22 protein-coding genes are annotated in these 26,781 nt (G+C 71.6%); 8 read left to right on the forward strand and 14 right to left on the reverse strand.

The genetic code is table 11. The features are described from left to right. Positions 1 to 2 precede the first annotated feature (2 nt). From cimA to ureA, 5 genes are all read right to left on the reverse strand, one after another. The gene (gene cimA / locus OG780_RS13035) at positions 3 to 1,607 is read right to left on the reverse strand and encodes a citramalate synthase (RefSeq protein ID WP_328447771.1); all 1,605 of its coding nucleotides are present in this window, start codon (positions 1,605 to 1,607) and stop codon (positions 3 to 5) included. Positions 1,608 to 1,937: 330 nt separating this feature from the next. Continuing rightward, complete coding sequence (locus OG780_RS13040) at positions 1,938 to 2,528, reverse strand: TetR/AcrR family transcriptional regulator (protein ID WP_328447773.1); 591 nt, start codon at positions 2,526 to 2,528, stop codon at positions 1,938 to 1,940. A 16-nt stretch (positions 2,529 to 2,544) separates the two neighbouring features. Continuing rightward, on the reverse strand, positions 2,545 to 3,582 hold the full coding sequence (locus tag OG780_RS13045) for an agmatine deiminase family protein (protein ID WP_328447775.1): 1,038 nt from the start codon (positions 3,580 to 3,582) through the stop codon (positions 2,545 to 2,547). 26 nt (positions 3,583 to 3,608) lie between these two features. After that, on the reverse strand, positions 3,609 to 5,318 hold the full coding sequence (locus tag OG780_RS13050) for an urease subunit alpha (RefSeq protein WP_328447777.1): 1,710 nt from the start codon (positions 5,316 to 5,318) through the stop codon (positions 3,609 to 3,611). Then, a complete protein-coding gene (ureA, locus tag OG780_RS13055) occupies positions 5,315 to 6,019 on the reverse strand; it encodes an urease subunit gamma (RefSeq protein ID WP_328447779.1) in 705 nt (234 codons plus the stop codon). Before ureA ends, OG780_RS13050 begins: the two co-directional genes overlap by 4 nt. Before the next feature lie 164 nt (positions 6,020 to 6,183). Here ureA and OG780_RS13060 point away from each other — a divergent pair, with 164 nt between their 5' ends. Then, positions 6,184 to 7,617, forward strand: a complete 1,434-nt coding sequence (locus tag OG780_RS13060) for a cytosine permease (protein WP_328447781.1) — start codon at positions 6,184 to 6,186, stop codon at positions 7,615 to 7,617. On the opposite strand, the gene OG780_RS13065 is transcribed toward OG780_RS13060, so the two are convergent. The 4 genes from OG780_RS13065 to OG780_RS13080 all read right to left on the reverse strand — a co-directional run bounded on the left by OG780_RS13065 (position 7,564) and on the right by OG780_RS13080 (position 12,564). After that, a complete protein-coding gene (locus OG780_RS13065) occupies positions 7,564 to 8,904 on the reverse strand; it encodes a KamA family radical SAM protein (protein ID WP_328447783.1) in 1,341 nt (446 codons plus the stop codon). The two genes, OG780_RS13060 and OG780_RS13065, sit on opposite strands and share 54 nt — an antisense overlap. 13 nt (positions 8,905 to 8,917) lie before the next feature. Beyond that, the gene (locus tag OG780_RS13070) at positions 8,918 to 9,988 is read right to left on the reverse strand and encodes a hypothetical protein (RefSeq protein WP_328447785.1); all 1,071 of its coding nucleotides are present in this window, start codon (positions 9,986 to 9,988) and stop codon (positions 8,918 to 8,920) included. Between the two features lie 156 nt (positions 9,989 to 10,144). Then, complete coding sequence (locus tag OG780_RS13075) at positions 10,145 to 11,233, reverse strand: branched-chain amino acid aminotransferase (protein WP_328447787.1); 1,089 nt, start codon at positions 11,231 to 11,233, stop codon at positions 10,145 to 10,147. Between the two features lie 287 nt (positions 11,234 to 11,520). After that, positions 11,521 to 12,564, reverse strand: coding sequence for a 3-isopropylmalate dehydrogenase (locus tag OG780_RS13080; RefSeq protein ID WP_328447789.1), 1,044 nt, complete (start codon positions 12,562 to 12,564; stop codon positions 11,521 to 11,523). 175 nt (positions 12,565 to 12,739) lie between these two features. Here OG780_RS13080 and OG780_RS13085 point away from each other — a divergent pair, with 175 nt between their 5' ends. Then, positions 12,740 to 14,308 (forward strand): purple acid phosphatase family protein, encoded by a 1,569-nt coding sequence (locus OG780_RS13085; RefSeq protein WP_328458088.1) that lies wholly within the window; start codon positions 12,740 to 12,742, stop codon positions 14,306 to 14,308. A gap of 102 nt (positions 14,309 to 14,410) precedes the next feature. On the opposite strand, the gene OG780_RS13090 is transcribed toward OG780_RS13085, so the two are convergent. After that, on the reverse strand, positions 14,411 to 14,542 hold the full coding sequence (locus OG780_RS13090) for a hypothetical protein (RefSeq protein WP_103550476.1): 132 nt from the start codon (positions 14,540 to 14,542) through the stop codon (positions 14,411 to 14,413). A gap of 269 nt (positions 14,543 to 14,811) precedes the next feature. Continuing rightward, positions 14,812 to 15,354, reverse strand: a complete 543-nt coding sequence (locus tag OG780_RS13095) for a GNAT family N-acetyltransferase (protein ID WP_328447794.1) — start codon at positions 15,352 to 15,354, stop codon at positions 14,812 to 14,814. 197 nt (positions 15,355 to 15,551) lie between these two features. Here OG780_RS13095 and OG780_RS13100 point away from each other — a divergent pair, with 197 nt between their 5' ends. Continuing rightward, positions 15,552 to 16,457 carry an alpha/beta fold hydrolase gene (locus OG780_RS13100; RefSeq protein WP_328447796.1) on the forward strand — a complete coding sequence of 302 codons (906 nt, stop codon included), beginning with the start codon at positions 15,552 to 15,554 and terminating at the stop codon, positions 16,455 to 16,457. Between the two features lie 52 nt (positions 16,458 to 16,509). Next, positions 16,510 to 16,716 (forward strand): DUF5988 family protein, encoded by a 207-nt coding sequence (locus tag OG780_RS13105; protein WP_328447798.1) that lies wholly within the window; start codon positions 16,510 to 16,512, stop codon positions 16,714 to 16,716. Between the two features lie 115 nt (positions 16,717 to 16,831). Here the strand turns inward: OG780_RS13105 and pruA are convergent, their stop codons facing one another. Both pruA and OG780_RS13115 read right to left on the reverse strand, forming a co-directional pair. Then, positions 16,832 to 18,463: an L-glutamate gamma-semialdehyde dehydrogenase gene (pruA, locus tag OG780_RS13110; protein ID WP_328447801.1), complete on the reverse strand. Its 1,632-nt coding sequence runs from the start codon at positions 18,461 to 18,463 to the stop codon at positions 16,832 to 16,834. A gap of 39 nt (positions 18,464 to 18,502) precedes the next feature. Further along, complete coding sequence (locus tag OG780_RS13115) at positions 18,503 to 19,429, reverse strand: proline dehydrogenase family protein (protein WP_328447803.1); 927 nt, start codon at positions 19,427 to 19,429, stop codon at positions 18,503 to 18,505. A gap of 164 nt (positions 19,430 to 19,593) precedes the next feature. On the opposite strand from OG780_RS13115, the gene OG780_RS13120 reads away from it, so the two are divergent. Both OG780_RS13120 and OG780_RS13125 read left to right on the forward strand, forming a co-directional pair. Next, positions 19,594 to 20,838 carry a PucR family transcriptional regulator gene (locus OG780_RS13120; RefSeq protein WP_328447805.1) on the forward strand — a complete coding sequence of 415 codons (1,245 nt, stop codon included), beginning with the start codon at positions 19,594 to 19,596 and terminating at the stop codon, positions 20,836 to 20,838. A 50-nt stretch (positions 20,839 to 20,888) separates the two neighbouring features. Further along, positions 20,889 to 21,095: a hypothetical protein gene (locus OG780_RS13125; RefSeq protein ID WP_328447807.1), complete on the forward strand. Its 207-nt coding sequence runs from the start codon at positions 20,889 to 20,891 to the stop codon at positions 21,093 to 21,095. An 84-nt stretch (positions 21,096 to 21,179) separates the two neighbouring features. On the opposite strand, the gene OG780_RS13130 is transcribed toward OG780_RS13125, so the two are convergent. Then, positions 21,180 to 21,755, reverse strand: a complete 576-nt coding sequence (locus OG780_RS13130) for a TetR/AcrR family transcriptional regulator (protein ID WP_326785356.1) — start codon at positions 21,753 to 21,755, stop codon at positions 21,180 to 21,182. 122 nt (positions 21,756 to 21,877) lie between these two features. On the opposite strand from OG780_RS13130, the gene OG780_RS13135 reads away from it, so the two are divergent. Both OG780_RS13135 and OG780_RS13140 read left to right on the forward strand, forming a co-directional pair. Then, positions 21,878 to 23,473 (forward strand): MFS transporter, encoded by a 1,596-nt coding sequence (locus OG780_RS13135; RefSeq protein ID WP_328447811.1) that lies wholly within the window; start codon positions 21,878 to 21,880, stop codon positions 23,471 to 23,473. A gap of 291 nt (positions 23,474 to 23,764) precedes the next feature. Continuing rightward, the gene (locus OG780_RS13140) at positions 23,765 to 26,737 is read left to right on the forward strand and encodes an ATP-binding protein (protein ID WP_328447813.1); all 2,973 of its coding nucleotides are present in this window, start codon (positions 23,765 to 23,767) and stop codon (positions 26,735 to 26,737) included. The last annotated feature ends 44 nt before the right edge of the window (positions 26,738 to 26,781 follow it).

Genomic DNA, 26,781 nt, shown 5'->3' on the forward strand with positions numbered 1-26,781 from the left:
GGTCATGACGCGGGTTCCACCCCGGCCCGCAGCAGGCCGTAGGTGTACGCGTCCTCCAGTGCCTGCCAGGACGCGGCGATGACGTTCTCCGCCACGCCGACCGTGGACCACTCCCCCGTGCCGTCGGACGTGGAGATCAGGACGCGGGTCGTGGACTGCGTGCCGTGCTTGCCCTCCAGGATGCGGACCTTGTAGTCGACCAGTTCCAGCTTGGCGAGCTGGGGGTAGATCGTCTCCAGGGCGACGCGCAGGGCGCGGTCGAGGGCGTTGACCGGGCCGTTGCCCTCGGCGGTGGCGACGATGCGCTCACCCTTGGCGAAGAGCTTGACCGTGGCCTCGTTGGCGTGGCTGCCGTCGGGGCGGTCCTCGACGATGGCCCGCCAGGACTCGACCTCGAAGTAGGTGCGTACCCGGCCTTCGGCCTCGGCGCGCAGCAGGAGTTCGAAGGAGGCGTCGGCGGCCTCGTAGGTGTAGCCCTTGAGTTCGCGTTCCTTGACGCGCTCCACGACACGGGCCACGAGTTCGCGGTCGTCGCCGAGGTCGACGCCGAGCTCCTTGCCCTTGAGCTCGATGGAGGCGCGGCCGGCCATGTCGGAGACCAGCATCCGCATGGTGTTGCCGACCTGCTCGGGGTCGATGTGCTGGTAGAGGTCCGGATCGACCTTGATCGCGGAGGCGTGCAGGCCCGCCTTGTGCGCGAACGCCGACACCCCCACGTAGGGCTGGTGGGTGGAGGGGGTCAGGTTGACGACCTCGGCGATGGCGTGCGAGATCCGCGTCATCTCCCGCAGCGCGCCGTCGGGGAGTACCTTCTTGCCGTACTTGAGCTCCAGGGCGGCGACGACGGGGAAGAGGTTGGAGTTGCCGACGCGCTCGCCGTAGCCGTTGGCGGTGCACTGGACGTGGGTGGCGCCCGCGTCGACGGCGGCCAGTGTGTTGGCGACCGCGCAGCCGGTGTCGTCCTGGGCGTGGATGCCCAGCCGGGCGCCGGTGTCCGCCAGGACCGTCTGCACGATCGCCTGGACCTGGGCGGGGAGCATCCCGCCGTTGGTGTCGCACAGCACCACCACGTCGGCGCCGGCCTCGTGCGCGGCCCGGACGACGGACTTCGCGTACTCCGGATTGGCCCGGTAGCCGTCGAAGAAGTGCTCGCAGTCCACGAACACCCGCCGTCCCTGCGCCACGAGGTGGGAGACGGTGTCGCGGACCATCTCCAGGTTCTCCTCCAGTGTGGTGCGCAGCGCCAGCTCCACATGCCGGTCGTGGGACTTGGCGACCAGCGTGATCACCGGGGCGCCGGAGTCCAGGAGTGCCTTGACCTGGTGGTCCTCCGAGGCCTTGCCGCGGGCCCTGCGGGTCGCTCCGAAGGCCACGAGCTGCGCGTGCTTGAAGTCGATCTCCTGCTGGGCGCGGGCGAAGAACTCGGTGTCGCGGGGGTTGGCGCCGGGCCAGCCGCCCTCGATGAAGCCCACCCCGAAGTCGTCCAGGTGCCGCGCGATGGCCAGCTTGTCCGCCACGGTGAGGTTGATGCCCTCGCGCTGCGCGCCGTCGCGCAGCGTCGTGTCGAAGACGTGGAAGGAATCGTCGACTTCGCTGGTTTCCGTCATGGTCTCAAGGCTCCTGTATTGAAACTCGGTCTACCGGAATGACCGGCTCCACCGTCCTCCAATGATCCCGCGCGCTGCGCTCCCGGCTGAAGGTGGGCCAGAAATGCGAAAAACCCCTCGCGGGTGCGAGAGGTCTGCGCGCGGGTCGAGAACGACGGTGTCCGCCCGCACCTGGTCGTACGTGGCGGTCACTGCGGACCGGCGCGCCTGCTGCCAATAATCGTGGCGAACGAGAGCACGGGGGCAGTGTGGCACAAACCACCTCCGTGATCACACGGTGTCTCAGGATGCGAGCACTGGGCTACGTGGCCGGTACGGATGTACGACCGGTCAGCCCAGCGACGCGTCGAGGAACTCCTTCACGTGGGACAGGACCTGATCGCGGCTGGTGCCGCGCAGACCGATCGCCACATGGATGGAGAAGCCGTCCATCAGGGCCCGCAGCCGGGCGCCGAAGCGGTCCGCGTCGACGGGGCGGAACTCGCCGCGCGAAACGCCCTCGGCGAGCAGCGCGACGAGGTCCCGGTGCCAGGCGCCCTCGATGGCGGCCTGCCGTTCGCGGGCGTCGTCGTCCGCGTTCTGGGAGTGGTTCCAGACCTCCAGCCACAGGGTCCAGTGCGGGTCCCGGTGGCCGTCGGGGACGTACAGGTCGACGTAGGCGTCCAGGCGCTCGCGGGCGGTACCGCGCGCGGCGAGCAGCCGGCCGCGCTCGGCGCCGAGGCGGCCCTCGCTCCACTCCAGGGTGCGCAGCAGCAGCTCGTCCTTGGAGCGGAAGTAGTAGAGGAGGTGGCCGCTGCTCATGCCGACCTCACGGCCGAGCGCCGCCATGGTGAGTTTCTCCAGACCGCGCTCGGCGATCATCTCCATGGCGACGGCGAGGACCTCCTCGCGCGGTGGCGCGTTCTTCCGCGCACCGGCCATCCGTGACTCCCGTTTGTCAGACCTTCGGCTGCTGCTGGGTGATGCAGTGGATGCCACCGCCGCCCGCGAAGATCGTACGTGCGTCCACCAGGGTCACGGTCCGCTCGGGGAAGAGCCGGCGGAAGATGTCCGCCGCGATCTCGTCGCGCGGGTCGTCGAAGCCGCAGAGCACGACGCCTCCGTTGCAGAGGTAGTGGTTGATGTACGAGTAGTCGGCCCAGTGGCCGTCGGCCTCCAGGACCGTCGGGGCCGGGACCTCGACGACCTCGATGGCGCGGCCGCGCGCGTCGGTCTGGGCCTTGAGCAGCCCGATGACCTCCTTGCCGACCTCGTGGTCGGGGTGCGCGGGGTCCTGCTGGGAGTGGGCGACGATCACGCCGGGCCGGGCGAAGGCGGCGACGATGTCGACGTGGCCGAGGGTGCCGAAGCCGTACGGGGGGTAGTCGCCGGTCAGGCCGCGCGGCAGCCAGATCGCCTTCTCGGTGCCGAGCTGGGCGTGGATCTCCTCCTCGACCTGCTCGCGGCTCCAGCCGGGGTTGCGCTCGGGACCGAGCTGCACGGTCTCGGTGAGCAGCACGGTGCCCTCGCCGTCGACGTGGATCGCGCCGCCCTCGTTGACCAGCCGGGAGGCGTACGCCTTCGCTCCGGCCAGTTCGGCGACCTGCGCGCCGATCTTGGAGTCGTGCTCCCAGCGGGCCCAGCCCTGGGCGCCCCAGCCGTTGAACGTCCAGTCCACGGCGGCCAGTTCGCCCTGGCCGTTGGTGAGGAAGGTGGGGCCGATGTCGCGCATCCAGGCGTCGTCGAGTTCCCGCTCGACGGTGTCGACGCCGGGGCCGAGGAGTTCGGCGGCGGGGGCGGACTGGCCGGGGCCGCACACCACGGTGACGGGTTCGAAGCGGCGGACCGCGCGGGCCACCTCCGCCCAGGCGGCACGGGAGGCTGCGAGGTCCTCGGGGTTGTCGAAGGTGGGATTGGGGCCCGGCCACGCCATCCAGGTGCGCTCGTGCGGGGTCCACTCGGCGGGCATGCGGAAGCCGTCGGCGGCAGCAGACATGGGGTGTTCCTTACAGGCTGTGTCCATCAGAAGAAGTACAGGCGGTTGAGGGAGACCGAGTCGGCGGGATCCGAGCGCAGCGGTTCGCCGTCGAGGGTGACGAGGCCGGTGCGCCCGTCCACGTCGACCGCTCCGGTACGGGAGTTGAGGCGCAGGTCGGCTGGGCCGATGCCGCGGGTGCCGCGGACCGCCACACGGCGGCGGCGGGTCGGCATGGTGTCGTTGCCCTGGTCGAGCGCGGCCTGGGCGACGAACGCCACCGAGATCTCGGCGGGTGTCGCGCCGTGCGCCCCGAACTGCGGTCCGAGGACGAGGGGTTCGCAGGTGTCGGTGGCGGCGTTCGGGTCGCCGACGACTCCGTAGGCCGGGAAGCCGGACTTCAGGACGAGCTGCGGTTTCGCGCCGAAGTACTCGGGGCGCCACAGCACGATGTCGGCGAGCTTGCCGGTCTCGATGGAGCCGACCTCGTGGGCGAGGCCGTGCGCGATGGCCGGGTTGATGGTCAGTTTGGCCATGTAGCGCAGGACGCGTTCGTTGTCGTGGTCCTCGGGGGCGCCGAACTGGGCCTTCATCTTCCCGGCCATGGCGAAGGTGCGGCGCACGGTCTCGCCGGCGCGGCCCATGCCCTGCGCGTCGGAGGAGGTGATGCCGATGGCGCCCAGGTCGTGCAGCACGTCCTCGGCGCCCATGGTCCCGGCGCGGATGCGGTCGCGGGCCATGGCGGCGTCGCCGGGCAGGTCGGTCTTCAGGTCGTGGACGGAGACGATCATGCCGTAGTGCTCGGCGACCGCGTCCCGGCCGAAGGGCAGGGTCGGGTTGGTGGACGAGCCGATGACGTTCGGGACGCCCGCCATCTTCAGGACGTTGGGCACGTGTCCGCCGCCGCAGCCCTCGATGTGGAAGGCGTGGATGGTGCGCCCGTCGAGCACCCTGAGGGTGTCCTCGACGGACAGGCACTCGTTCAGCCCGTCGCTGTGCAGGGCGACTTGGACATCGTGCTCCTCGGCGACGCGCAGCGCGGTGTCGAGCGCCCGGGTGTGGGCGCCCATGTCCTCGTGGACCTTGAAGCCGCTCGCGCCGCCCTCGGCGAGCGCCTCGATCAGCGGCGCGCCGTCGGAGGACGAACCCCGGCCCAGGAAGCCGATGTTGACCGGCCAGGCGTCGAAGGCGCCGAAGGCGTGGCGCAGCGCCCAGGGCGAGTTGACGCCGACGCCCCACACCGGCCCGAACTCCTGGCCGATGATCGTCGTCACCCCGGAGGCGAGCGAGGCCTCCATGATGCGCGGCGACAGCAGATGGACGTGCGTGTCGACGGCTCCGGCGGTGGCGATGAGGCCCTCGCCGGAGACGATGGACGTGCCGGTGCCGACGACGACGTCGACGCCGTCGAGGGTGTCGGGGTTGCCGGCCCGTCCGATCGCGTGGATCCGGCCCTCGCGGATGCCGATGGACACCTTGCGGATGCCCTGGACGGCGTCGATCACCACGACGTTGCTGATGACGACGTCGCAGGTGTCCCGGACGGCGGCGGCCTTGAGGTGCAGCCCGTCGCGGGCGGTCTTGCCGAATCCGGCGAGGAACTCGTCCCCGGGAAGCTGGGCGTCGGACTCGACGCGGATGGTCAGCCCCGAGTCGCCGAGCCGGACCCGGTCACCGGCGCGGGGGCCGTGGGTGGCGGCGTACTCGTGGGGGGTGAGGCGGCGGGCCTCGGCGGGGTGTCCTCCCGGGCGGCTCATCGCTCGGCCTCCTGGTCACGGGTGTCGGGTACGCCGAGGTATCCGCAGGCGGCGGCCCGGCGCAGGGCCTCCTCCCTGGCGCCGGGCGCGTCCAGCGGCCCGTCGACCAGCCCGGCGAAGCCGATCGCGACGCGCGCTCCGCCGATGGGCAGCAGCCCCACCTCGGCGCTCTCCCCCGGGCCGAAGCGGACGGACGAGCCGGCGGGCACGGCCAGCCGCATGCCGTAGGCGGCCGGCCGGTCGAAGTCGAGCCGCGGGTTGGCCTCGAAGAAGTGGAAGTGGGAGGTGACGGAGACGGGGACGGGGGCCGTGTTCGTCACGGACAGGCGGACGGCGGCCTCGGGCTCGGCGTGCTCCGGACCCGGCAGCAGCGCGCCGGGTGCCCGCTCGCCGAGTCCGCCGCCGATGGGGTCGGTGACGACCGCGAGGCGCGAGCCGTCCTCGAAGACGGCCTCGACGTGCACCTCGGTCACGATGTCCGCGACGCCGGGCAGGACGTCGTCGGGGCCGAGGACGGACCGGGCCGCCTCGACCGCCTCGGCCAGCCGTCCGCCGTCGCGGGCGGTCTCGCAGACGGTGTCCGCGATCAGGGCGGTGGCCTCCGGCACATTGAGCCGCAGCCCTCGCGCCCGGCGGGCACGGGCCAGCTCGGCCGCCGAGAACAGCAGCAGTCGGTCACGTTCCGTGGGGGTCAGTCTCACGCCGCGACACCTCCTCGCCTTCCTCCGTTTAGAGCGTCACTCTAAACGTCGGATTCATGGAAGGGAAACATTGACGGATAAGCATCAGAGGCATCACATTGAGCGTCGCTCTAACTCGTGATGCTGCCCGCACCACGCCAGGCGGCCGTCAAAGGAGACCAGCCATGCCGATCGAACAGCGCGGAGTCGACACCATCCCCGAGGAGGAACGCACCAGCGGGCCGCGCGACCTCGTATCGATCCTGCTCGGTTCCAACCTCTGCCTCGGGGTGATCATCTTCGGCTGGCTGCCGCCCTCGTTCGGGCTCGACTGGTGGTCCTCCGTGAGCTCGATCGTCGCAGGCACGGTCGTCGGGACGGCGCTCACCGCGCCGCTGGCCCTGGTCTCGCTGCGGACCGGCACCAACCTCTCCACCTCCTCCGGCGCGCAGTTCGGCGTGCGCGGACGACTGGTCGGCTCGGTCGTCGGCCTGCTTCTCGCACTCGGCTACACCGCGCTGACCGTGTGGATCGGCGGCGACGTGATGGTCGGCGTCCTCGGCCGGCTCTTCGGCCTGGAGGCGAACGGCCTGGCGTACGCCGTCGTGTACACGCTGCTGGCCGCCGCCACCGTCGCGGGCGCCGTCTACGGCTACCGCGTGCTGCTCGCCATGTCCCGTGCCCTCGCGATCGGCATGTCGGCCCTGCTGGTGGTCGGCGTGATCGCGTACGCCCCGCACTTCAGCACCGCGGCGCTCCCGGAGGCCGGCGGCTATCTGCTCGGCTCGTTCTGGCCCACCTGGCTGCTCGCGGCGGTCGCGGCCGGCCTGTCGGGCCCGATCGCGTTCATCACGCTGCTGGGCGACTACACCCGCTACATCTCCCCCGGGCGCCACTCCTCCCGTACGGTCCTGCACGGCACCTGGCTGGGCCTGATCGCCGGTCTCCTCGTCCCCCAGCTCTTCGGCACCTTCACGGCGTACGGGGCCCGCGCGGCCCTCGACTACGCGGGCCCGCTGGTGTCCGCCTCCCCCGGCTGGTACCTGGTCCCGCTGCTGCTGGCCGCCTCCGCGGGCTCGGTGGGCAACGCCGGTCTGATGCTCTACTCGATGGGCCTCGACCTCGACGCGATCCTGCCCCGCGCCTCGCGCGCCCGGGCCACCTGCGCGGTCGCCGTCGTCGCCATGCTCTGCGTGTTCGTCGGCCACTACGCCTGGAACGCCCAGTCCGCGATGACCTCCTTCGTTCTGCTGCTGACCGCGATCGGCACCCCGTGGGCGGTCATCACCCTGATCGGCTTCGTCCGCTGCCGCGGCGTCTACGACCCCGACGCCCTCCAGGTCTTCAACCGCCGCTCCCGCGGCGGCGTCTACTGGTACAAGGCCGGCTGGAACATCCGGGCCACGGCGGCCTGGGCGCTGGGCGCCTTCGTCGGTCTGCTGGCCGTGTCCCTGCCGTCGTACGAGGGGCCGCTGCTGTCCCTGACCGGCGGGGTGGACTGCAGCTTCGTCCTGTCCGGCCTGGTCGGCGGCATCGTCTACCTGGCGCTCACGGCGAAGGAGACGTCACACCGGGTCGAGCCCCGGCAGGAACCGGCTCGCGCCGAAAGCAGGCTTTAGATCGCTGAACCAGGTGGCGCGCTCGTCGTACGCGGCGAAGAACGGGCGCCCCACCAGGTCCGGATCGCGGGCCTGGATGAGGTGGAGCACGAAGACCTTCTCGCCGCCCACCTCGGCCGTCCCGTCCACGCAGACCTTGCCCGGCATCGCCGACATGACAGGACCGCGCACGGTCCGCGCGAGGCCGGAGACCTGGGCGTAGGCGTCGCGGAAGATCTCGTGGCAGCGGGCCAGCGGCACCCCGAAGTAGCCCTGCGGGCCGGTGTCCCGCTCAACGAACTGGTAGTAGGGCACCGCCCCCAGCGCGGTCGTCTCGTTCCACAGCTCGGCCCACGCCCCGGCGCTGTCGTTGATCCCCCTGACCAGCGGCCCCTGGCAGCGGATCACGGCCCCCGTGTCGCGCACCCGGCGCATCGCCTCGCGCACGGCCGGGGGCCGCAGCTCCTGCGGGTGCGTGAAGTGGGCCATCAGGGCGAGATTCCGGCCGCTCGCCACCACCTTCTCCAGCAGCCGCAGCAGCTCGTCGGCGTCGCGGTCGGTGAGGAAACGGTACGGCCAGAAGGCGAGCGACTTGGTCCCGATGCGGATCGAGCGGACCGTGTCGATCTCCAGGAGCGGTTCGACGTACCGGCGCAGCACCTCGGTGCTCATCACCATCGGGTCGCCGCCCGTGATCAGGGCGCTGGTGACCTCCGGGTGGGCGCGCAGATAGGCGGACGTGGCGGCGATGTCGTCGGTGGCGATGCGCAGGTCGGACTCGCCGACGAACTGGGGCCAGCGGAAGCAGTACGTGCAGTAGGCGTGGCAGGTCTGACCCTGGCGCGGGAAGATCAGCACCGTTTCCGGGTACTTGTGCTGGAGACCGGTCAGGCGGACGCCCTCGTGCACGGGGACGTTGGCGTCGAGCTGGCCGGAGGGGTGCGGATTGAGCTTCATCCGGATCTCGTGGGCCGCGCGCAGCACCTCGGCCTTCGGGGCCTCGTGGGCGAGCAGGTCCGCCATCTGCTTGAGGTCGGGCTCGGGCAGCATCCCGGCCTGAGGGAACGTCAGCCGGAAGATCGGGTCGTCGGGCACGGCCGCCCAGTCGATCAGCTCGTCCACCACATAGCTGTTCGTACGGAACGGCAGGACGGCCGCCACGGCCCGCAGCGCCAGCCGTTCGGCGGGCGGCAGGGACACGCGCTGGAGCAGGCCGTCCAGGTCACGAGGGGTGAAGGCGCGAAAGCGGGGGCTCGTGTCGAGGGGGCGGGTGCTCGTGTACGGAGCCGGGTGGAGCGTTGAACTCATTGGTGCCGGAGCCTCATTCTGTCAACGACGCCGCTGGCCGCAGTTCGACGAAAGCCGTCGCGATCGCATCGTACTTCTCCGTGAAGTGCTGGATGAGTAAGGCGTGCAGCTCGCTTTCGTCGTCCACCACGACCAGTTCGTGCGCGCCGGGGGCGCTCAAGGCGTCGCTGTGCGCCGACAGTTGGTCCAGCCGGTGACGCGCCATGTACGACACGAGGTCGTGCCCCGCGACGTACACGGCGTCGTCCGCGTACACGAAACGGCAGCTGAACGCCCTGCGCCCGTCGGTCGCGTCGACCAGGGTCACCGGCAGATGGGTGAACCGGTCCATGGGCTTGCTCTGCTGCCACAGCTCGTCGAAGCGCTGCTCGACGAAGGTGCCGAGCGGGGAACGGACGGCCACTTCGAGCTGGACGCCTTCGCCGGAGAGGCGGCCCACGGTGAGGAAGGAGACGAGACAGCGGTCGTCCCAGCGGTAGAGGGTCACGCCCGGGGAGGTGGAACACAGGCGCACTTCGAGGAGGGGGCGGGATTCCTCGTCGAGCCGGAGCGCGAACCGGTCCAGGGTGCGCAGGTTGCGCATGATGTCGCGGCGGATGTCGGCGCTCCGCTCCCCCAGTTCACGGCCGCGCAGGATGACCGCGAGCGAGTCCGGGTCCAGCAGCAGGATCTGGACGCGGGCACCGTGCGCGGTGGCCGCCTTGATGCCGCGGAACAGCCGCTCGGAGAACTGCGGGCCGAAGACGCTGGAGAAGGTGTCGAGGACCTTGACGTTCGAGGTCGCGCCGTAGACCTGGGAGCTGAACCATTCGTAGTCCAGCCGGGTGTGCTCGCGGACCCGGCCCTCCTGGGCACGGCTGATCAGCGGACCGATCACGAAGACGGTGACGACGACGCCGACGATGTCGGTGCCGAGGTTGAGGGCGAGGTTCTCCCCGTAGTTGACCATCCGCCTGCTGGTCCACAGCAGGAGGGCGGCGACGGCGGCGAGCAGGCCGAGGACCGTGAGGCTCTGCGGTCGGCGGGGAGTGCGCAAGGTGCGCAGCAGCCGGCCCGGCCGTGACAGCGGCGACCTTGCACTCACCTGCGCTCCCTCCGCGGCCGTGCGGGCGCACGGGAGGACACGCTCCCCCCGTGGACTGAGTGGATACCCGTGTCGCCGGGACGCTACGCGTCGAACGAACAGCCGGTCCCCGCAACCCTGTTGGGGAGACGGGGACCGGCTGAAGGTGCGGGCGGATCAGCCCAGGGGGTGCATCCAGTCGTGGGTGTCCTCGGTGATGCCGCGCTGGATGTCGAGCAGGGCCTCACGGAGGCGGAGGGTGACCTTGCCGGGCTCGCCGCCGGACTGGCGCCACTCGATGCCGTCGCGCTTGACCGTGCCGACGGGGGTGATGACGGCGGCGGTGCCGCAGGCGAAGACCTCGGTGAGGGTGCCGTTCTCGGCGTCGGTCTGCCACTGGTCGATGGAGACGCGGCCCTCCTCGGCGGTGTAGCCGAGGTCGCGGGCGACGGTCAGCAGGGAGTCGCGGGTGACGCCCTCCAGGATGGAGCCGGTGAGGGACGGGGTGACGATCCTGTCGCCGTACACGAAGTACAGGTTCATGCCGCCGAGTTCCTCGATCCACTTGTGCTCGACCGCGTCGAGGTAGCAGACCTGGTCGCAGCCCTTGGCGGCGGCCTCCTTCTGGGCGAGGAGCGAGGCGGCGTAGTTGCCGCCCGTCTTGGCGTCGCCCATGCCACCGGGAACGGCGCGGACGCGGTCCTCGGAGAGCCAGATCGACACCGGCTTCACGCCGCCCGCGAAGTAGGCGCCGGCGGGCGAGGCGATGACGAGGAAGAGGTACTCGTTGGCGGGCTTCACGCCGAGGCCGACCTCGGTCGCGATCATGAAGGGACGCAGGTAGAGGGACTCCTCGCCGCCGTGCGCGGGAACCCAGTCGCGGTCCTGGCGGACGAGCGCGTCACAGGCCTCGATGAAGGTCTCCACGGGCAGCTCGGGCATGCCGAGCCGGCGGGCGGAGGCCTGGAAGCGCTTGGCGTTCTTGTCGGGACGGAACGTCGCGACGGAGCCGTCGGGCCGGCGGTAGGCCTTGAGGCCCTCGAAGATCTCCTGCGCGTAGTGCAGGGTCATGTTCGCCGGGTCGAGGGAGAGCGGTCCGTACGGGACGAGCTGGCCGTCGTGCCAGCCACGGCCCTCGGTCCACTTGATGGTCACCATGTGATCGGTGAAGTGGCGGCCGAACCCGGGGTTGACCAGGATCGCCTCGCGCTCGGCGGCGGAGAGCGGGCTGGCGGAGGGCTTGAGCTCGATCGTGGGCTGCGTCATGAGTGGTTTTGTCCTTCACCGGTTGTATGTGACGGGCCGCGCTCACATCCGAACCGTCCGTGGCCAGTGCTAGGACGTCCGAGCATTCCCTCGTTCCGCGGCTCCGCCTCGATTATCGCGCGCGGAGGACCGTGGACGAAACGGTGTGAATACGGCCCGGGGAATGCCCCGGGAGCGCCCCGGGGATGACCCAGGGACTGATGGTGGCACCCGGCGAGGGCACAGCAAAGCCGCCGGGTGCGGATGCGACCCGGCGGCTTGCTACGGAACGTAGGTGGTGCGCCGGGTCAGCCGGCTACTCGCAGGGCGAGCGCGTCGCCGATCTCCTCGGTGCTGCGGGCGGGCTTGCCGACCCGCTCGGCGAGGTCGGCCGCGACGGCCTCCTCGATCCGGGCCGCCTCGGCCTCGTAGCCGAGGTGGCGCAGCAGCAGGGCGACGGACAGGACGGTGGCGCTCGGGTCGGCCTTGCCCTGGCCCGCGATGTCGGGTGCCGAGCCGTGCACGGGCTCGAACATCGAGGGGAACTCGCGGCTCGGGTTGATGTTGCCGGAGGCGGCGACGCCGATGCCGCCGGAGACGGCCGCGGCCAGGTCGGTGATGATGTCGCCGAAGAGGTTGTCGGTGACGATCACGTCGAAGCGCTCGGGCTGCGTGACGAGGAAGATCGTCGCCGCGTCCACGTGGAGGTAGTCCGTGGTGACCTCGGGGAACTCCTCGGCCACCTTGTTGAAGATGTTCGTCCACAGGTGGCCCGCGAAGGTCAGCACGTTGTTCTTGTGGACCAGCGTCAGCTTCTTGCGCGGGCGGGCCTGGGCGCGGGCGAAGGCGTCACGGACGACCCGCTCGACGCCGAAGGCGGTGTTGACGGAGACCTCGGTGGCGACCTCGTGCTCGGTGCCCTTGCGGATGGTGCCGCCGTTGCCGGTGTACGGACCCTCGGTGCCCTCGCGGACCACGACGAAGTCGATCTCGGGCTGACCGGCCAGCGGGGTCTCGACCCCCGGCAGGAGCTTCGAGGGACGCAGGTTCACGTGGTGGTCGAAGGCGAAGCGGAGCTTGAGCAGGAAACCGCGCTCCAGGACACCGGACGGGACCGAGGGATCGCCGATCGCGCCCAGCAGGATGGCGTCGTGCCCCTTCAGGGCGTCGAGGTCGGCGTCGGTGAGGGTCTCACCGGTGGCGTGGTAGCGCCGGGCGCCGAAGTCGAACTCCTTGGTCTCCAGCTTCACGTCCTGCGGAAGGACGGCGGAGAGGACTTTGAGCCCCTGGGCCACGACTTCCTGGCCGATGCCGTCACCGGGGATCACTGCGAGATCGATGCTGCGAGACATGACGGCACCGTACTCCTTGTCCCATGGAATGACACGCGATGTCCGCCATACGGACAGGGCGGTGTCGCGGCACGTCCACCCTTCGACACACGTTCACCCGTATGTATGAACGCCGTTGGCGCGGGCTGGGAACTTTCCAGACATGACCGCTCCCTCCACGGGGACTTCCCCCGAGCTGCCCGTCCCCGATGTCGGCATCCCCCGCGAGCTCGCACGCGAACTGAGCATGCCGGAGCAGTACGAGTACCTGCGGACACGGCTCACACGGCGCCGGGCGCTCGTCGCGGCGAGCGCCTTCGCGGGCGGCGGGCTGGCGGCCGGCTGCGCCCAGGGCTCCGAGGCCCCCGCGCGGGTGACGTCCGGCTCCTCGCCGAACCCGGCCACCAGCCGGATCCCCGGCGCCGCCGTCACGCCGTTCGGCCGCCACCTCGCCTTCGGCGCGGACCCGAAGACCCAGATGCGGATCTCCTGGCAGGTGCCGTTCGCGGTCAGGAAGCCCTACATCCGGGTGGGCCCGACCCCCTGGACCCTGAGCCACAGGATCGAGGCCGAGGTCCGCCATCTGCGCACACCGGGCCTCACCGGGCAGCGGGCGGCCCTGGACCAGTACTACCTGCACGCGGCGCTCGACGGGCTGCGCCCCGGGACGACGTACTACTACGGCGTCGGCCACGAGGGCTTCGACCCGGCGAGCAAGGCGCAGCACTCCACGATCGGGCGTTTCCGCACGGCGCCCGCGCACCCCGAGAAGTTCGTGTTCACCGCCTTCGGCGACCAGGGCGTCACCCCCGACGCGCTGGCCAACGACAAGGTGCTCCTCGGCCGCGGTCCCGCCTTCCATCTGCACGCGGGCGACATCTGCTACGCGGACGGGATCGGGCTCGGCCAGGAGTCGGACGTCTACGACCCGGCCGCCTGGGACCTGTTCCTCAAGCAGACCGAGACGGTGGCGAAGACGGTTCCGTGGATGGTGACGACCGGCAACCACGACATGGAGGCCTGGTACTCGCCGAACGGCTACGGCGGCCAGTCGGCGCGCTGGACACTGCCCGGCAACGGCTTCGACCCCCGCAACGCACCGGGCGCCTACTCGTTCGTCTACGGCAACGTCGGCGTCGTCGCGCTGGACGCCAACGACGTGTCGTACGAGATCCCGGCCAACAAGGGCTACTCGGAGGGCAGGCAGACGGCCTGGCTCGACAAGCGGCTCGGGGAGCTGCGCCGTCAGGCCGATTTCGTCGTCGTCTTCTTCCACCACTGCGCCTACTCGACGTCGACGCACGCCTCGGACGGCGGGGTGCGTGACGCCTGGGTGCCGCTGTTCGCCAAGCACCAGGTGGACCTGGTGATCAACGGACACAACCATGTGTACGAGCGCACCGACGCCATCAAGGGCGGCAAGGTGGGCAAGCAGGTGCCGGTGGGCGCCTCGACCGATCCGACCCGGGACGGGATCGTCTACGTCACGGCGGGCGGCGCGGGCAAGAGCCTGTACCGCTTCCCCATCGGGGTCAAGGACAGTTACGAGGGCAAGGTCACGCGGCGCGAGGCCGTCGAGACCTTCCACTGGACGAAGTCGAAGCAGCGGAAGGCGGACACCGTGGAGTGGTCCAGGGTGCGGTACACCGGCTTCTCCTTCCTCTCGGTGGAGGCGCAGGCGGGCCCCTCGCCCCGGCTCACGGTGTCGGCGCTGGCCCAGAGCGGCGAGCGCATCGACCACTTCGAGGTGCGGCGCGGAAGCTGAACACCGCGACACCGTGCGGCGTCCGGCACGGCCGGGGCGCGGGGCACCGCCCCACGCCGCACCTTTCACGGGTGCGGCTCCCGGATACGAGGACGGCGGGCCTCAGTGGCCCGTCGCTCCGCCGTTGTCCCTGCGGTCGAGGGCGCGCTGGAGCGCGGCGGCGGCGTTCTTGCGGTCGGACTCGCTGCTCGTGCGCGAGAGGTGACGGACTCGGCGGACGGTCGTCTCGGCCATGATGAATCGACTCCTTGCCTCCGACGGCGCCCGCACGGGCGGCCGGAAGTGCGATGAGGGATTTACGAGACGCCGGAAGGGGCGGGGAGCGGTGCCGCAGGGGTTGCCTGCCAAGGGCTCCGGCTCACGACCGCCATTCGCTTGGTCGAGCGAGACGTTCGGCTCCTACCAAGCTAGGTGAGGACCGCGCATCTGTCTCCACGATTACTCGGACTTCCTACTATCTGAGACGGCGGATTACGTCACACGGCCGCGACCTGGGGTTTCACTCAGAGCACGTCACCCTCGCGCCAGTCGAAGACCAGCGCGTACGCCGGGTCGAGGGGGCCCCGCACGGTGCCGGGACGGACGAAGGTGGCGCCCTCCTCCTCGGGGAGGCGGACGGCCCCGCCCGGAGCGAGCACGCACACATGACCCGGCCAGAGCCGCCAGCCCCGGGCCGCGTAGAGAGCCGCCCCGTCCTCGCTCGCGGAGAGCGCGCCGAGTCCGTACGCACCCTCGATGATCCGCTCCAGCTCGGCCATCACCCGTCCGCCGAACCCCGTGCGGCGCACATCGGCGCGTACGCCGACCGCCTCCACGTATCCGACCCGCAGCGAGCGGCCGTGATGCAGGACGCGCCGCTGGATCACCGAACCGTGCGCCGCGAGGCCCCGGCCGTCGCGGACCAGGACGTGCAGGCCCCCGAGCGCGTGGTCCCAGTCCTCGTCCCTGAGGTCACCGTCGAAGGCGTCCTCCAACAGGGCGCGTGCGGCGCGGAGTTCGGCGGGGCCGAGATCCGCCGTATGGGCGATCCGCAGTCGGGTGGCCATGCGGCCAGTATTCACACGGGAGACGGGAATCCCAGCCCTCCGGCCCACCGGCCGGCAGGCGACGGACATCTCGGCGCGGCCCTTCACGGCGGACACCTCCGGAAGCCTAACCTTTAAAAACATCTTGACCAGTTAGGCGCGACATGCTGGACTGTTCTCACCACCAAGAAGACTTTCAGGGGTTAGGGGATCCGATCATGCGCAGCCACCCGGTCCACCACCGCACCGCCACCGTCGGCGGCCACCGCATCGCCTACCGCGAGGCGGGCCCCGCGGACGCTCCCGTCCTGCTCCTGCTGCACGGCTTCCCGACCAGCTCGCACATGTTCCGGGATTTGCTGCCGCTGCTCGCCGACCGCTACCACCTGATCGCCCCCGACCACCTCGGCTTCGGCCGCTCGGACGCCCCGGCGGCCGCCGACTTCCCGTACTCCTTCGACCACCTGGCCGAGATCACCGGGGAGTTCACCGAGCAGCTCGGCCTCAAGGAGTACGCGCTCTACATCCAGGACTACGGCGCACCGATCGGCCTGCGCCTGGCGCTCGCGCACCCCGAGCGGGTGACCGCGATCATCACGCAGAACGGCAACGCGTACGAGGAGGGGCTGGGCACGGACGCCTGGGCGCCGGTGCTGGCGCTGATCGCGGAGCGCACACCCGGGACGGAGGCGCCGGTCCGGGCGATCAGCGGCCCGGACGGGATCCGGTGGCAGTACCTGACCGGCGTGCCGGACCCGACCCTGGTCAGCCCCGACGCCTACGAGCACGACACCGCCCTGATGGCCCGCCCCGGCCAGCCGGAGATCCAGCTCGACCTGATCGCCGACTACGGTTCCAACTTCGCGCTCTACCCGGCGTTCCAGGAGTACTTCCGCACCAGCCAGGTCCCGCTCCTGGCCGTCTGGGGAGGCGGCGACGAGATCTTCGTCCCGCAGGGCGCGCTCGCCTTCCGCCGCGATCTCCCGGACGCCGAGATCCATCTGCTCCCCACGGGGCACTTCGCCCTGGAGACGCACGCGGCCCAGATCGCGGCCCTCGTCCGGGACTTCCTCGACCGCGGCGCGACGGCCGACGGCCGCGAAGCGCGTCACCCGCACGACTGATCCTCGGCGAGGCATGCCACATCGGGCTCCGGCAACGGGAAACGGTGACGGCATGAGCGACACGACCAGAGCACTGCTTGAGGGCGGCCCGGACGATCTGCCCGAACGGATCGTCCCGGCCCCGGACCCCGGATCGGACGTGAAGATCGAGTTGCGCGGTGGATACGAACACTTCAGGCCGACCCCGCGTCACGCGGACTCGCCGGAGGGCAGGCTGCCCGTGTACGAGTGGTGGGAGCGGACGGAGTTGCCCGGATAGCTCCGCGGGGCCGGAAACTGGAACCGCCCCCGCTCCACGGACGGGGGAGACCGTGGGGCGGGGGCGGAGTGGGTGACGGGCGGCCGGCCCGGGGGCCGGCGGCCGCGTTCGGCTGTCAGCCCATGTGCGGGTAGCCGTAGTCGGTCGGCGGAACCAGCGTCTCCTTGATGGCGCGGGTCAGCGTCCAGCGCATCAGGTTCTGCGGGGCGCCCGCCTTGTCGTTGGTGCCGGAGGCACGGCCGCCGCCGAAGGGCTGCTGGCCGACGACGGCGCCGGTCGACTTGTCGTTGATGTAGAAGTTGCCCGCCGCGTAGCGGAGCTTGTCCATCGTGTACGCGGCCGCCGCGCGGTCGCCGGAGATGACCGCGCCGGTGAGCGCGTAGTCGGACGCCGACTCCATCTGGGTCAGCATCTCGTCGTACTTGTCGTCCTCGTAGACGTGCACGGCGAGGAAGGGGCCGAAGTACTCGGTCGTGAAGACCTCGTTCTCCGGGTCCGAGCACTCGACGACGGTCGGGCGCACGAAGTAGCCGACGGAGTCGTCGTACGTGCCGCCCGCGACGATCGTGCAGGTCGGGTCGGCCTTCGCACGGTCGATGGCGGCCTTGTTCTTGGCGAAGGACCGCTCGTCGATGACCGCGCCGATGAAGTTCGACAGGTCGGTGACGTCACCCATGGTCAGGTGGTCGACCTCGGCCGCGAACTCCTCCTTGAAACCGGAGTTCCAGATGGAGGCCGGGACGTAGGCGCGGGAGCTCGCCGAGCACTTCTGGCCCTGGTACTCGAAGGAACCGCGGGTCAGGGCGGTCTTGAGGATCGCGCGGTCCGCCGACGGGTGGGCGACCACGAAGTCCTTGCCGCCGGTCTCGCCGACCAGACGCGGGTAGGAGCGGTACTTCTCGATGTTGTTGCCGACCGTCTTCCACAGGTACTGGAAGGTCTTGGTCGAGCCGGTGAAGTGGATGCCGGCGAGGTCGCGGTGCTCCAGGGCGACCTTGGAGACCTCGATGCCGTCACCGGTGACGAGGTTGATGACGCCCTTGGGCAGACCCGCCTCCTCCAGGAGCTGCATCAGCAGCACGGCGGCGTGGGTCTGCGTCGGGGACGGCTTCCACACGACGACGTTGCCCATGAGCGCCGGAGCGGTGGGCAGGTTGCCCGCGATCGCCGTGAAGTTGAAGGGCGTGATCGCGTAGACGAAGCCCTCCAGCGGACGGTGGTCCATGCGGTTCCACACGCCCGGGGAGTTCGCCGGCGGCTGCTCGGCGAGGATCTGGCGGGCGTAGTGGACGTTGAAGCGCCAGAAGTCGACGAGCTCGCAGGGGGTGTCGATCTCGGCCTGCTGGGCGGTCTTCGACTGGCCGAGCATGGTGGAGGCGGCCAGCGTCTCGCGCCAGGGACCGGCCAGCAGTTCGGCGGCGCGCAGGATGATCGCGGCGCGGTCGTCGAAGGCCATCGCGCGCCAGGCGGGAGCGGCGGCGAGGGCCGCGTCGACGGCGTCCTGGGCGTCCGCTTGCGTGGCGTTGGCGTAGGTGCCGATGCGCGCCTTGTGGTTGTGCGGCTGCACGACGTCGAAGCGGTCGCCGCCGCCCATGCGCCGCTCGCCGCCGATGGTCATCGGCAGGTCGATCGGGTTCTCGGCCAGCTCCTTGAGCCTGGCCTCCAGGCGGGCGCGCTCGGGCGAGCCGGGGGCGTAGCCGTGCACCGGCTCGTTGACGGGGGTGGGGACCTGGGTCACAGCGTCCATTTTTTCCGTAACTCCTTGAGTCGAGCGGGTGGTTCGGTCTCAGCCCTTGGTGAGGATGGAACGAGCGAAGAAGAGCAGGTTGGCCGGCTTCTCCGCCAGGCGCCGCATGAAGTAGCCGTACCAGTCGGTGCCGTACGCGGTGTAGACGCGCATGCGGTGGCCCTCGGCGGCGAGCCGCAGGTGTTCGTCGCTGCGGATGCCGTAGAGCATCTGGAACTCGTACTCGTCCAGTTTGCGCCCGGCCGTCCGCGCCAGCTCCTGGGCGATCGAGATGAGACGGGGGTCGTGGGACCCGATCATCGGGTACCCCTCGCCCTCCATCAGGATCTTCAGGATGCGGACGTACGCCTTGTCGGTCTCGGACTTCTGCTGGTACGCGACCTCGGCGGGCTCCTTGTAGGCGCCCTTCACCAGACGGACGCGGCTGCCGCTCTCGGCGAGGCGGCGGGCGTCGGCCTCGGTGCGGAAGAGGTAGGCCTGGATCACACAGCCGGTCTGCGGGAAGTCCTTCCGCAGCTCCTCGTGGATCGCGAACATCGAGTCGAGGGTGGTGTGGTCCTCGGCGTCCAGCGTGACGGTGGTGCCGATGGCGGCGGCGGCCTCGACGACCGGACGGACGTTGGCCAGGGCCAGCTCGTGGCCGCCCTCCAGGGCCTGTCCGAACATCGACAGCTTGATCGACATCTCGGCCTTGGTGCCGAGGCCCAGCTGCTTCAGCCGCTCGATGAGCTCCAGGTACGCGTCACGGGCGGCGTACGACTGCTCGGGGGTCGTGATGTCCTCGCCGACGACGTCCATCGTGACTTCCAGGCCCTTGCCCGTGAGGTCCTTGATGATCGGGACGACCTGGTCGACGGTCTCACCGGGGATGAAGCGGTCGACGACCGGCTTGGTCACCGGGGCGGCCGAGATCAGACGGCGCATCTTGTCGCTGCGCGAGGCGGCGAGAATCACGGGACCCAGCACGGGGCACCTCCACAACGAAGTCAGCAGGAGGCCGAGTCCCGACGATTCGGGTACGGCACGGAGAACCACCGTGAAACCTAGGGATATCTCCGATCCTGGGCCATCGACAGCTGTCACGCATCCCTGCCCCGGATCTCAGACATATGTATGAAGGGTTCGCGGGAATGCGCGAGAATGCCGGGGTGAGCGGTGAACACAGAGGCGACTACCAAGAGCTGGTCGACGAGATCTCGGCCCTCCTCGGCGTACCGGCGACACTGGAGAACCGCGATTTCGAGCTGATCGCCTTCGGCGCGTACGACAGCGAGGGCGACCTCGACCCGTCCGCCCTGGACCCCGTGCGCACCCGCTCGATCCTCACCCGGCGTTCCACCACCGCGGTCCGCACCTGGTTCGAGGGCTTCGGCATCACCCGCGCGACCGGGCCCGTCCGTATCCCGCCGACCCCCGAGGCCGGGGTCTACCGGGGGCGGATCTGTCTCCCGGTACGTTACCGGGGCGTCGTCCTCGGCTATGTCTGGCTGCTCGACGACGACCCGGGCCCCACCGACGCCCAGCTCGCGGGAGCCATGCAGGTGGCCTCCCGCATCGGCGCGCTGCTCGCGGACGAGGCCCAGGCCGGCGCGGATCTCACCCGGGAGCTGCGTGCCGTCCTGACCGCCGAGCGCGGCTGGCAGCGGGACATGGCGGTGGCCGAACTGCGCACGGCGCTCGGCCCGCGCGGCGACGGCCTGCACACGGTGGTGTGCGTGGCCCCGTGGCCCTCGGCCGACCCGGACGACGCCCCTTCCGCCCGTACGGTGCCGGGTACGACCGCCCTGTGCACCATCCCGTGGGGCACCACCGGCCAGAGCCTGGCCCTGCTGGTCCGGCTGCGTTCGCCCGACGTCCTGACTCCGGCGCTGACGGCGGCCGGCCGGTTCGTACGGGAGGCCGCGGGCGTCCGCGGCGAGGGCGCCGTCCCCGGCGGCGGTCCGGGAGCCGCCTCCCCGGGCGGGACGGCGGCCGCCGGGGTCGCCGGGGCCCGGGAGGGGCTCGGGGAGCTGGGGGCCGCCTGGCGCGAGGCCGCCGCGGCCGCGCGCGCGGCGCTGGCCGAGCCCCGGCTCGGTCCGGTCGCCGAGTGGGGGGCGATCGGTCCCTTCCGGCTCCTCACCGCCCTGCCGCCGGACGCGGCCCACGACCCCGCCGTGAACACCCTGTTGGGCACCGCGCACCGCGAACTCGCGCGCACGGCCGAGGTGTTCCTCGACCGTGCGGGCCAGGCCGGGCGCACGGCGGCCGAGCTGGGCATCCACCGCCAGACTCTCTACTACCGCCTGTCCCGCGTGGAGCAGCTCACCGGCCTCGACCTGGACGACGGCGAGGACCGGCTGCTGCTGCACATGGCGTTGAAGGGGGCCCGCCTCTAGTGGGGGGGGCGGCTCCGGCACGGGTTTCGGCTCCGGGGCGCCCGCTGCGGGTGCCCGGCTCCAGTTCCGGCTACGGCACGGTCAGCGCGTTGTGGAATCTCGCCTACGACGGCGGCATGGGCGTCGGCGCCCTCGGCTTCGGCGCCCTGGCCGCACCGGTGGGGTACCCGGTGGCGTTCACCGTCACGGGCGCCCTGATGCCGGCGGCGCTGATCCCGGCGCTCCGGGACCTGCGTGCCCCCACCCCTCGGGAATGAGGGGAGCGGTCGCGGCCGGCCGGGAACGAGGGCCGTCACCGGGTGGCGGCGGTCCTCCCGTGGCAGGCGACGGCCCTGCCCCGTTCACCCCGCCTCGCGCACCCCTTCGATCACCCGTCGCAGCCCCTCGGTCAGGGCGTCCCCGTCCGGGGCGGTCTTCGGGTCGAAGGTCCACTGCGCGATGAGGCCCGTCATCAGGGTCAGGTAGAAGCGGCCGAGCGTGTCCGCGGACTCGTCGGTCACCTCCTCCTCGGGCACGCCCATGAGGATCGCGACCAGGCCCCGCCCGCCCTCCCGCTGGGCGCGGGCCAGATGGTCGCGCACCTCGGGCAGTTCGATGGTCATGACCTCCATGCTGAGCCGCCACAGCGAGCCGGGCTCGCGCATGGTGCCGACGATGTTCGACCACACCTCGCGGAACCGCTCCAGCGAGCCGGGCGCACCGTTGATCCCGGTCACCCCGTCGCCGTCGAAGGGCATCTCCTCCACCAGCGCGACGTAGGCCTGCGCGAGGAGCGCGTCCTTCGATCCGTAGTGGTAGCCGATGGACGCCAGGTTCGTCCCCGACTCCTTGACGATGTCGCGCGCCGTGGTGCGCGCGAAGCCCTTCTCCAGCAGGCAGCGCTTGGCGCCTTCGAGCAGATCCTCACGGTGTCCCATGCCGGCCAGCCTACCCCGATTCAGACAACCGTCCCATACGACCGTCAAGGACGAGCGTTTGATACGCACGTCTTAAACGCCCGTACTAGACAAGCGTTTAAGACGTGCGTACAGTCCCTGCCATGACGAACCCGACGAGCACGACTCCCGCCCCCGGCGCCCTGGCCGGCCGCCGTGAATGGACCGCCCTCGGCGTCCTGATGCTCCCGCTGCTCCTGGTCTCGATGGACGTCTCCGTCCTCTACTTCGCGATCCCCTCGATCAGCGCGGACCTGGAGCCGAGCGGCACCCAGCAGCTGTGGATCTTCGACATCTACGCGTTCGTGCTCGCCGGTCTGCTGATGACGATGGGCTCCCTCGGCGACCGCGTCGGGCGCCGCAAGCTGCTCCTGTTCGGCGCCGCCGCGTTCGGCACCGCCTCGGTGCTGGCCGCCTACGCGAACAGCGCCGAGATGCTGATCGCGGCCCGCGCGGTCCTCGGCGTGGGCGGCGCGACCCTGATGCCGTCGACGATGGCGATCATCCGGACGATGTTCACCGACCCCGGACAGCGCACGAAGGCGATCGGCCTGTGGTCCGGCGTCATGACCGGCGGCATCGCCCTCGGTTCGGTGATGAGCGGAGTCCTCGTCCAGTACTTCTGGTGGGGCTCGGTCTTCCTGGTCAACCTGCCCGCGATGGCGCTGCTGCTGGTCCTCGGCCCGTTCCTGCTGCCCGAGTCCAGGAACCCTGAGCCCGGCCGCTTCGACCTGCTGAGCGTTCCGCTGTCGATGGCCGCCGTCCTGCCGGTGATCTACGGCGTCAAGGAGATCCCGTCCGAGGGCTGGAAGACCGAGTACGTCGTCTCGGTCCTCGTCGGCCTGGTCTTCGCCGCCCTGTTCGTCCACCGCCAGCGCACCGCGAAGTCGCCGCTGATCTCCCCCGCCGTGTTCCGCGGCCGCGGCTTCGCACCCGCGGTCGCCCTCAACCTGATCTCGTCCTTCGGCCTGATGGGCTCGGCGTTCTTCACCACCCAGTACCTCCAGTCGGTGCTCGGGAAGAGTTCCATGGCGGCCGCCCTGTGGTCCCTGCTTCCCACCGTCCTGGTGGGTGTGGCCGCGCCGGTCGCCGCGCAGCTCGTGCAGAAGGGCGTCCACCGCGCCCACGTCGTCTCCGGCGGATTCGTCGTCGCCGCCTGCGGCTACGGCCTGCTGGCCCTCGCCGGCACCGACTCCCTGTGGCTCGTGCTGGCCGGCGCGGGCGTCCTCGCCTCCGGGATCGTCACCGTGATGTCGCAGATGATGGACCTGGCCCTCGGCACCGTGCCCCTCGGCAACACGGGCGCCGCCGCCTCCCTGCTGGAGACCGGCGCCGAGTTCGGCGGCGCCCTCGGCATGGCCGTCCTGGGCTCCATCGGCACGGCGGTCTACCGCCACGACATCCCGGCCGGCGTCCCGGCCGCGGCCCACGAGACGCTGGGCGGCGCGCTGGCCGTGGCCGGACAGCTGCCGGGCGACGCCGGGCGAGCGCTGACCGACGCCGCACGGGAGGCGTTCACCCACGGCATGCAGGCGGCGGCCGTGGCGGGCGCGGTCCTGTTGCTGGGCGCCGCCGCCCTCGCCACGGCGAGCCTGCGCAAGGTGGCGGTGCGCGAGGGTGGCGACGCCGTCGACGCCGGGACCGGCGAGCCGCTCCAGGCGGCGGCCCCGGAGCAGAACAACGGCCTGACTCCCGCCTGAGGCCCGCCCACCGGGCGAACGGCGACCTGAACGCCCGTCCGCCGGGCGGGCCGGAGAACTCCGGCCCGCCCGGCACTCGCATGCGCCGGAAAGCCCCCTCCCGGCCAGGCACCCACATGCGCAGGAAAGGCCCCCTTCCCTGCCAGTCACCGGCACGCACCCGGAAACCCAACACCCCGCCCGGCACCGGGAAGCCGCGGGCGGAACCCCGCCCCGGCCGGTCACCGGCATGTGCCGCGATCAGGGCGGCTACGCCGGGGAGTTGTCGGCGGGGCGTGCCAGGATGGGCGTGTGACGCAGACATTCGGTACGCCGTTCATCGGCCGGGGTGACGAACTCTCCCGGCTCACCGGCGTGCTGGAGCGCGCCAGGGGCGGCGAACCGCGCGCGGTCCTGGTGGCCGGAGACGCCGGCGTCGGCAAGACCCGCACGCTGACGGAGGCCGCGGCGTGGGCGGCCGCCTCCGGGACGACCGTCCTGACCGGGCACTGTGTGGACCTCGGCGACGTGGGCCTGCCCTACCTCCCCTTCACGGAGATCCTGGGCGCCGCGGCCGAGGACGACCGCTTCGCTCCGGCGTTCGCGGCCCACCCGGCGGTGGACCGGCTGACCGGCTCCGGTCCGGGACCCGGCGGCGCACCCGACGCCGGCGGCCGGCTCCGGCTCTTCGAGGCCATCACGGGTCTCCTCGCCGACCTGGCCGACATCACCCCGCTCCTGCTGATCCTCGAGGACCTCCACTGGGCGGACCAGTCCTCCCGCGACCTGCTCCGCTTCCTGCTCAGCCGGGGCGTGCTCCAGCGGCCCGGGGCCGGCGGCCCCGCCCGGCGTCTCGCGGTCTTCGCCTCGTACCGCGCGGACGACCTGCACCGCCGCCACCCGTTGCGCCCCCTGCTCGCCGAGCTGATCCGGCTGCCGGCCGTCGACCGGCTGGAGCTGCGGCCCATGGGCGACGCCGACGTGGCCCGGCTCGTGCGCGCGCTGCGCACCGGCCCGGTCTCCGACACCACGGTCAAAAGCATCGTCGAGCGCGCCGAGGGCAACGCCTTCTACGCCGAGGAACTGCTCGCCGCGCTGCCCGGCGACGACGCCCCCGTCTCCCCCGCCATGCCCAGCGGACTGGCCGACCTCCTGCTCATCCGCATCGAGCAACTCTCCGGCACCGCCCAGCAGGTGCTGCGGACGGCGGCCGTCGCGGGGCGGCGCGTCGAGCACGAACTGCTGCGTGGCGCCGTACAGCTCCCGGAGGACGAACTGGAGTCGGCGCTGCGCGAGGCCGTCGGCCACCAGCTCCTGGTCCCCGGGGACGACGCGACGTACTCGTTCCGGCACGCACTCACCCGCGAGGCCGTGTACGCGGACCTGCTGCCCGGTGAACGGGTCCGGCTGCACCGCCAGTTCGCCGGACTTCTCGCGGGGGAGGCCCGTTCGGCGAAGAACGCGGCGGAGCGCGCCCACCACTCACGCGAGAGCCACGACCTGGCCGACGCGCTCACCGCCTCCCTCGAAGCCGCCGATCACGCCCAGTGCGTCGGCGCCCCCGCCGAGGAACTGCGCCACCTGGAGGCCGCGCTCGAACTGTGGCCCGCGGTGGACGCCGGTGCCCGCCCTGACGGCGGCACGGTCGCCCTCACGCTGCGCGCCTCGGCCGCCGCCGCCAGCGCCGGGGAGACGCATCGCGCGGTCCACCTCACCCGTGACGCGCTCGCCAGGGCCGGCTCGGACGCCGACTCCGAGCTCGCCGCCCGGGTCCGGTACACCCTCGCGGGCAACCTGATGCGGATCGACAGCCTGAAGGACGCGTTCACGTACAGCAGCGAGGCGCTCGCCCTGATCCCCGCCGAACCGCCCTCGTACACCTGGGTGTGGGCGGCGGCGACCCATGTCATGGCGGCCCGCCTGGTGGGGCGGGAGGAGGACGCCGAGCGGGTCGCCCGGCAGGCGCTCGCCACCGCCGAACAGCTCCGGCTGGCCGACGCCCAGGCCGACCTGACGATCTCCCTGGTCGGCATGGAAGCGGACAACCGGCGCACCCCGGAGGGCCGCGAACGCCTGCGTCGGGCTCGTGAACTGGCCCACGGCGCCGGGAACTTCCCGGTGGAGATGCGGGCGCTGTTCAACCTGGCGATCGGGGCTTACGAATCCGGTGACCTGGAGGAGTGCCTGACCTGGCTCGGCGACGGTGTGGGCCGGGCCCGCCGCGCCGGTCTCCTCCCCTCGCCGTACGCCCTGGAGCTGCTCTATCTCCAGTCGCTGGTGCTCTACACGCTGGGCCGCTGGGACGCGTGCGCGCGAGCGGCCGCCGACGACGCCGAACTGCTGCCGGCGGCGGCCTGGTTCGCGACGGGCCCCGCCCTGTACGTCGCCCTCGCCCGCGGTGAGCACGAGGCGGCCGTCGCCGGAGCCCGCGCCCTGCTCGACCGGCCCTTCGACTGGATGTCGACGCTCGTCGCGAGCATCGTCCTGACCGACGCGGCGGCCCGGAGCGGCGACGCCGAGGAGGCCGTACGGCGGCTGCGCACCGCGGCCGAGGACCTCACCGACGTCTCCGGCACCGGCCCGCCGCCGGTCGTGGTGCGGCTCGCCGCGCTCGCGCTGTCGGCGGTCGCGGACGCTGCGGAGGCGGCGCGCCACTGCGGTGACGTGGCCGGCGGCGAGCGCTGGGCGGACACCGCGGCCGAGCTGATGGAGCTGGCCGGAGCCGCGGCGGGCCGCGGCGGGAAGGGCGCCGAGCAGGGGCCCGAGGGCCTGGCCTGGTTCGCCCGTGCCGAGGCGGAGTCGCTGCGCGCCCGCACGGGTCCGGACGTCGCGGCCTGGGAGCGGGCCGTCGCGGCCTTCGGCTACGGCGATCCGTACGAGCTGGCCAGGAGCAGACGGCGGCTCGCCGAGGCCCTCCTCGCGGCGGGCCGCCGCGAGGAGGCCGGCGAACAGGCCCGCGCGGCCCACGACACCGCCGTACGACTCGGCGCGGTGCCGCTGCGCGAGGCCCTGGAGGCGCTTCTGCGGCGCGGCCGCCTCGCCGGGTCACCGGCCGCCGAGCAGCGCATCGCCGCGCTGACCGCCCGGGAGAGCGACGTGCTGCGGCTGCTCGGCCACGGGCGCACCAACCGCCAGATCGGCGAGGAGCTGTTCATCAGCGGCAAGACGGCAAGCGTCCATGTCTCCAACATCCTCGCCAAGCTGGGTGCCGCGAGCCGCACCGAGGCCGTGGCCATCGCCTACCGCGAGGGCCTGATCGAGCCGGAGACGACACCGTCCGCGTGACCGGGCCGCCCCGGACCCGGACGTCCCGCGACGCACGAGGGCCG

Source organism: Streptomyces sp. NBC_00386, assembly GCF_036063235.1.
Taxonomy (GTDB): domain Bacteria; phylum Actinomycetota; class Actinomycetes; order Streptomycetales; family Streptomycetaceae; genus Streptomyces.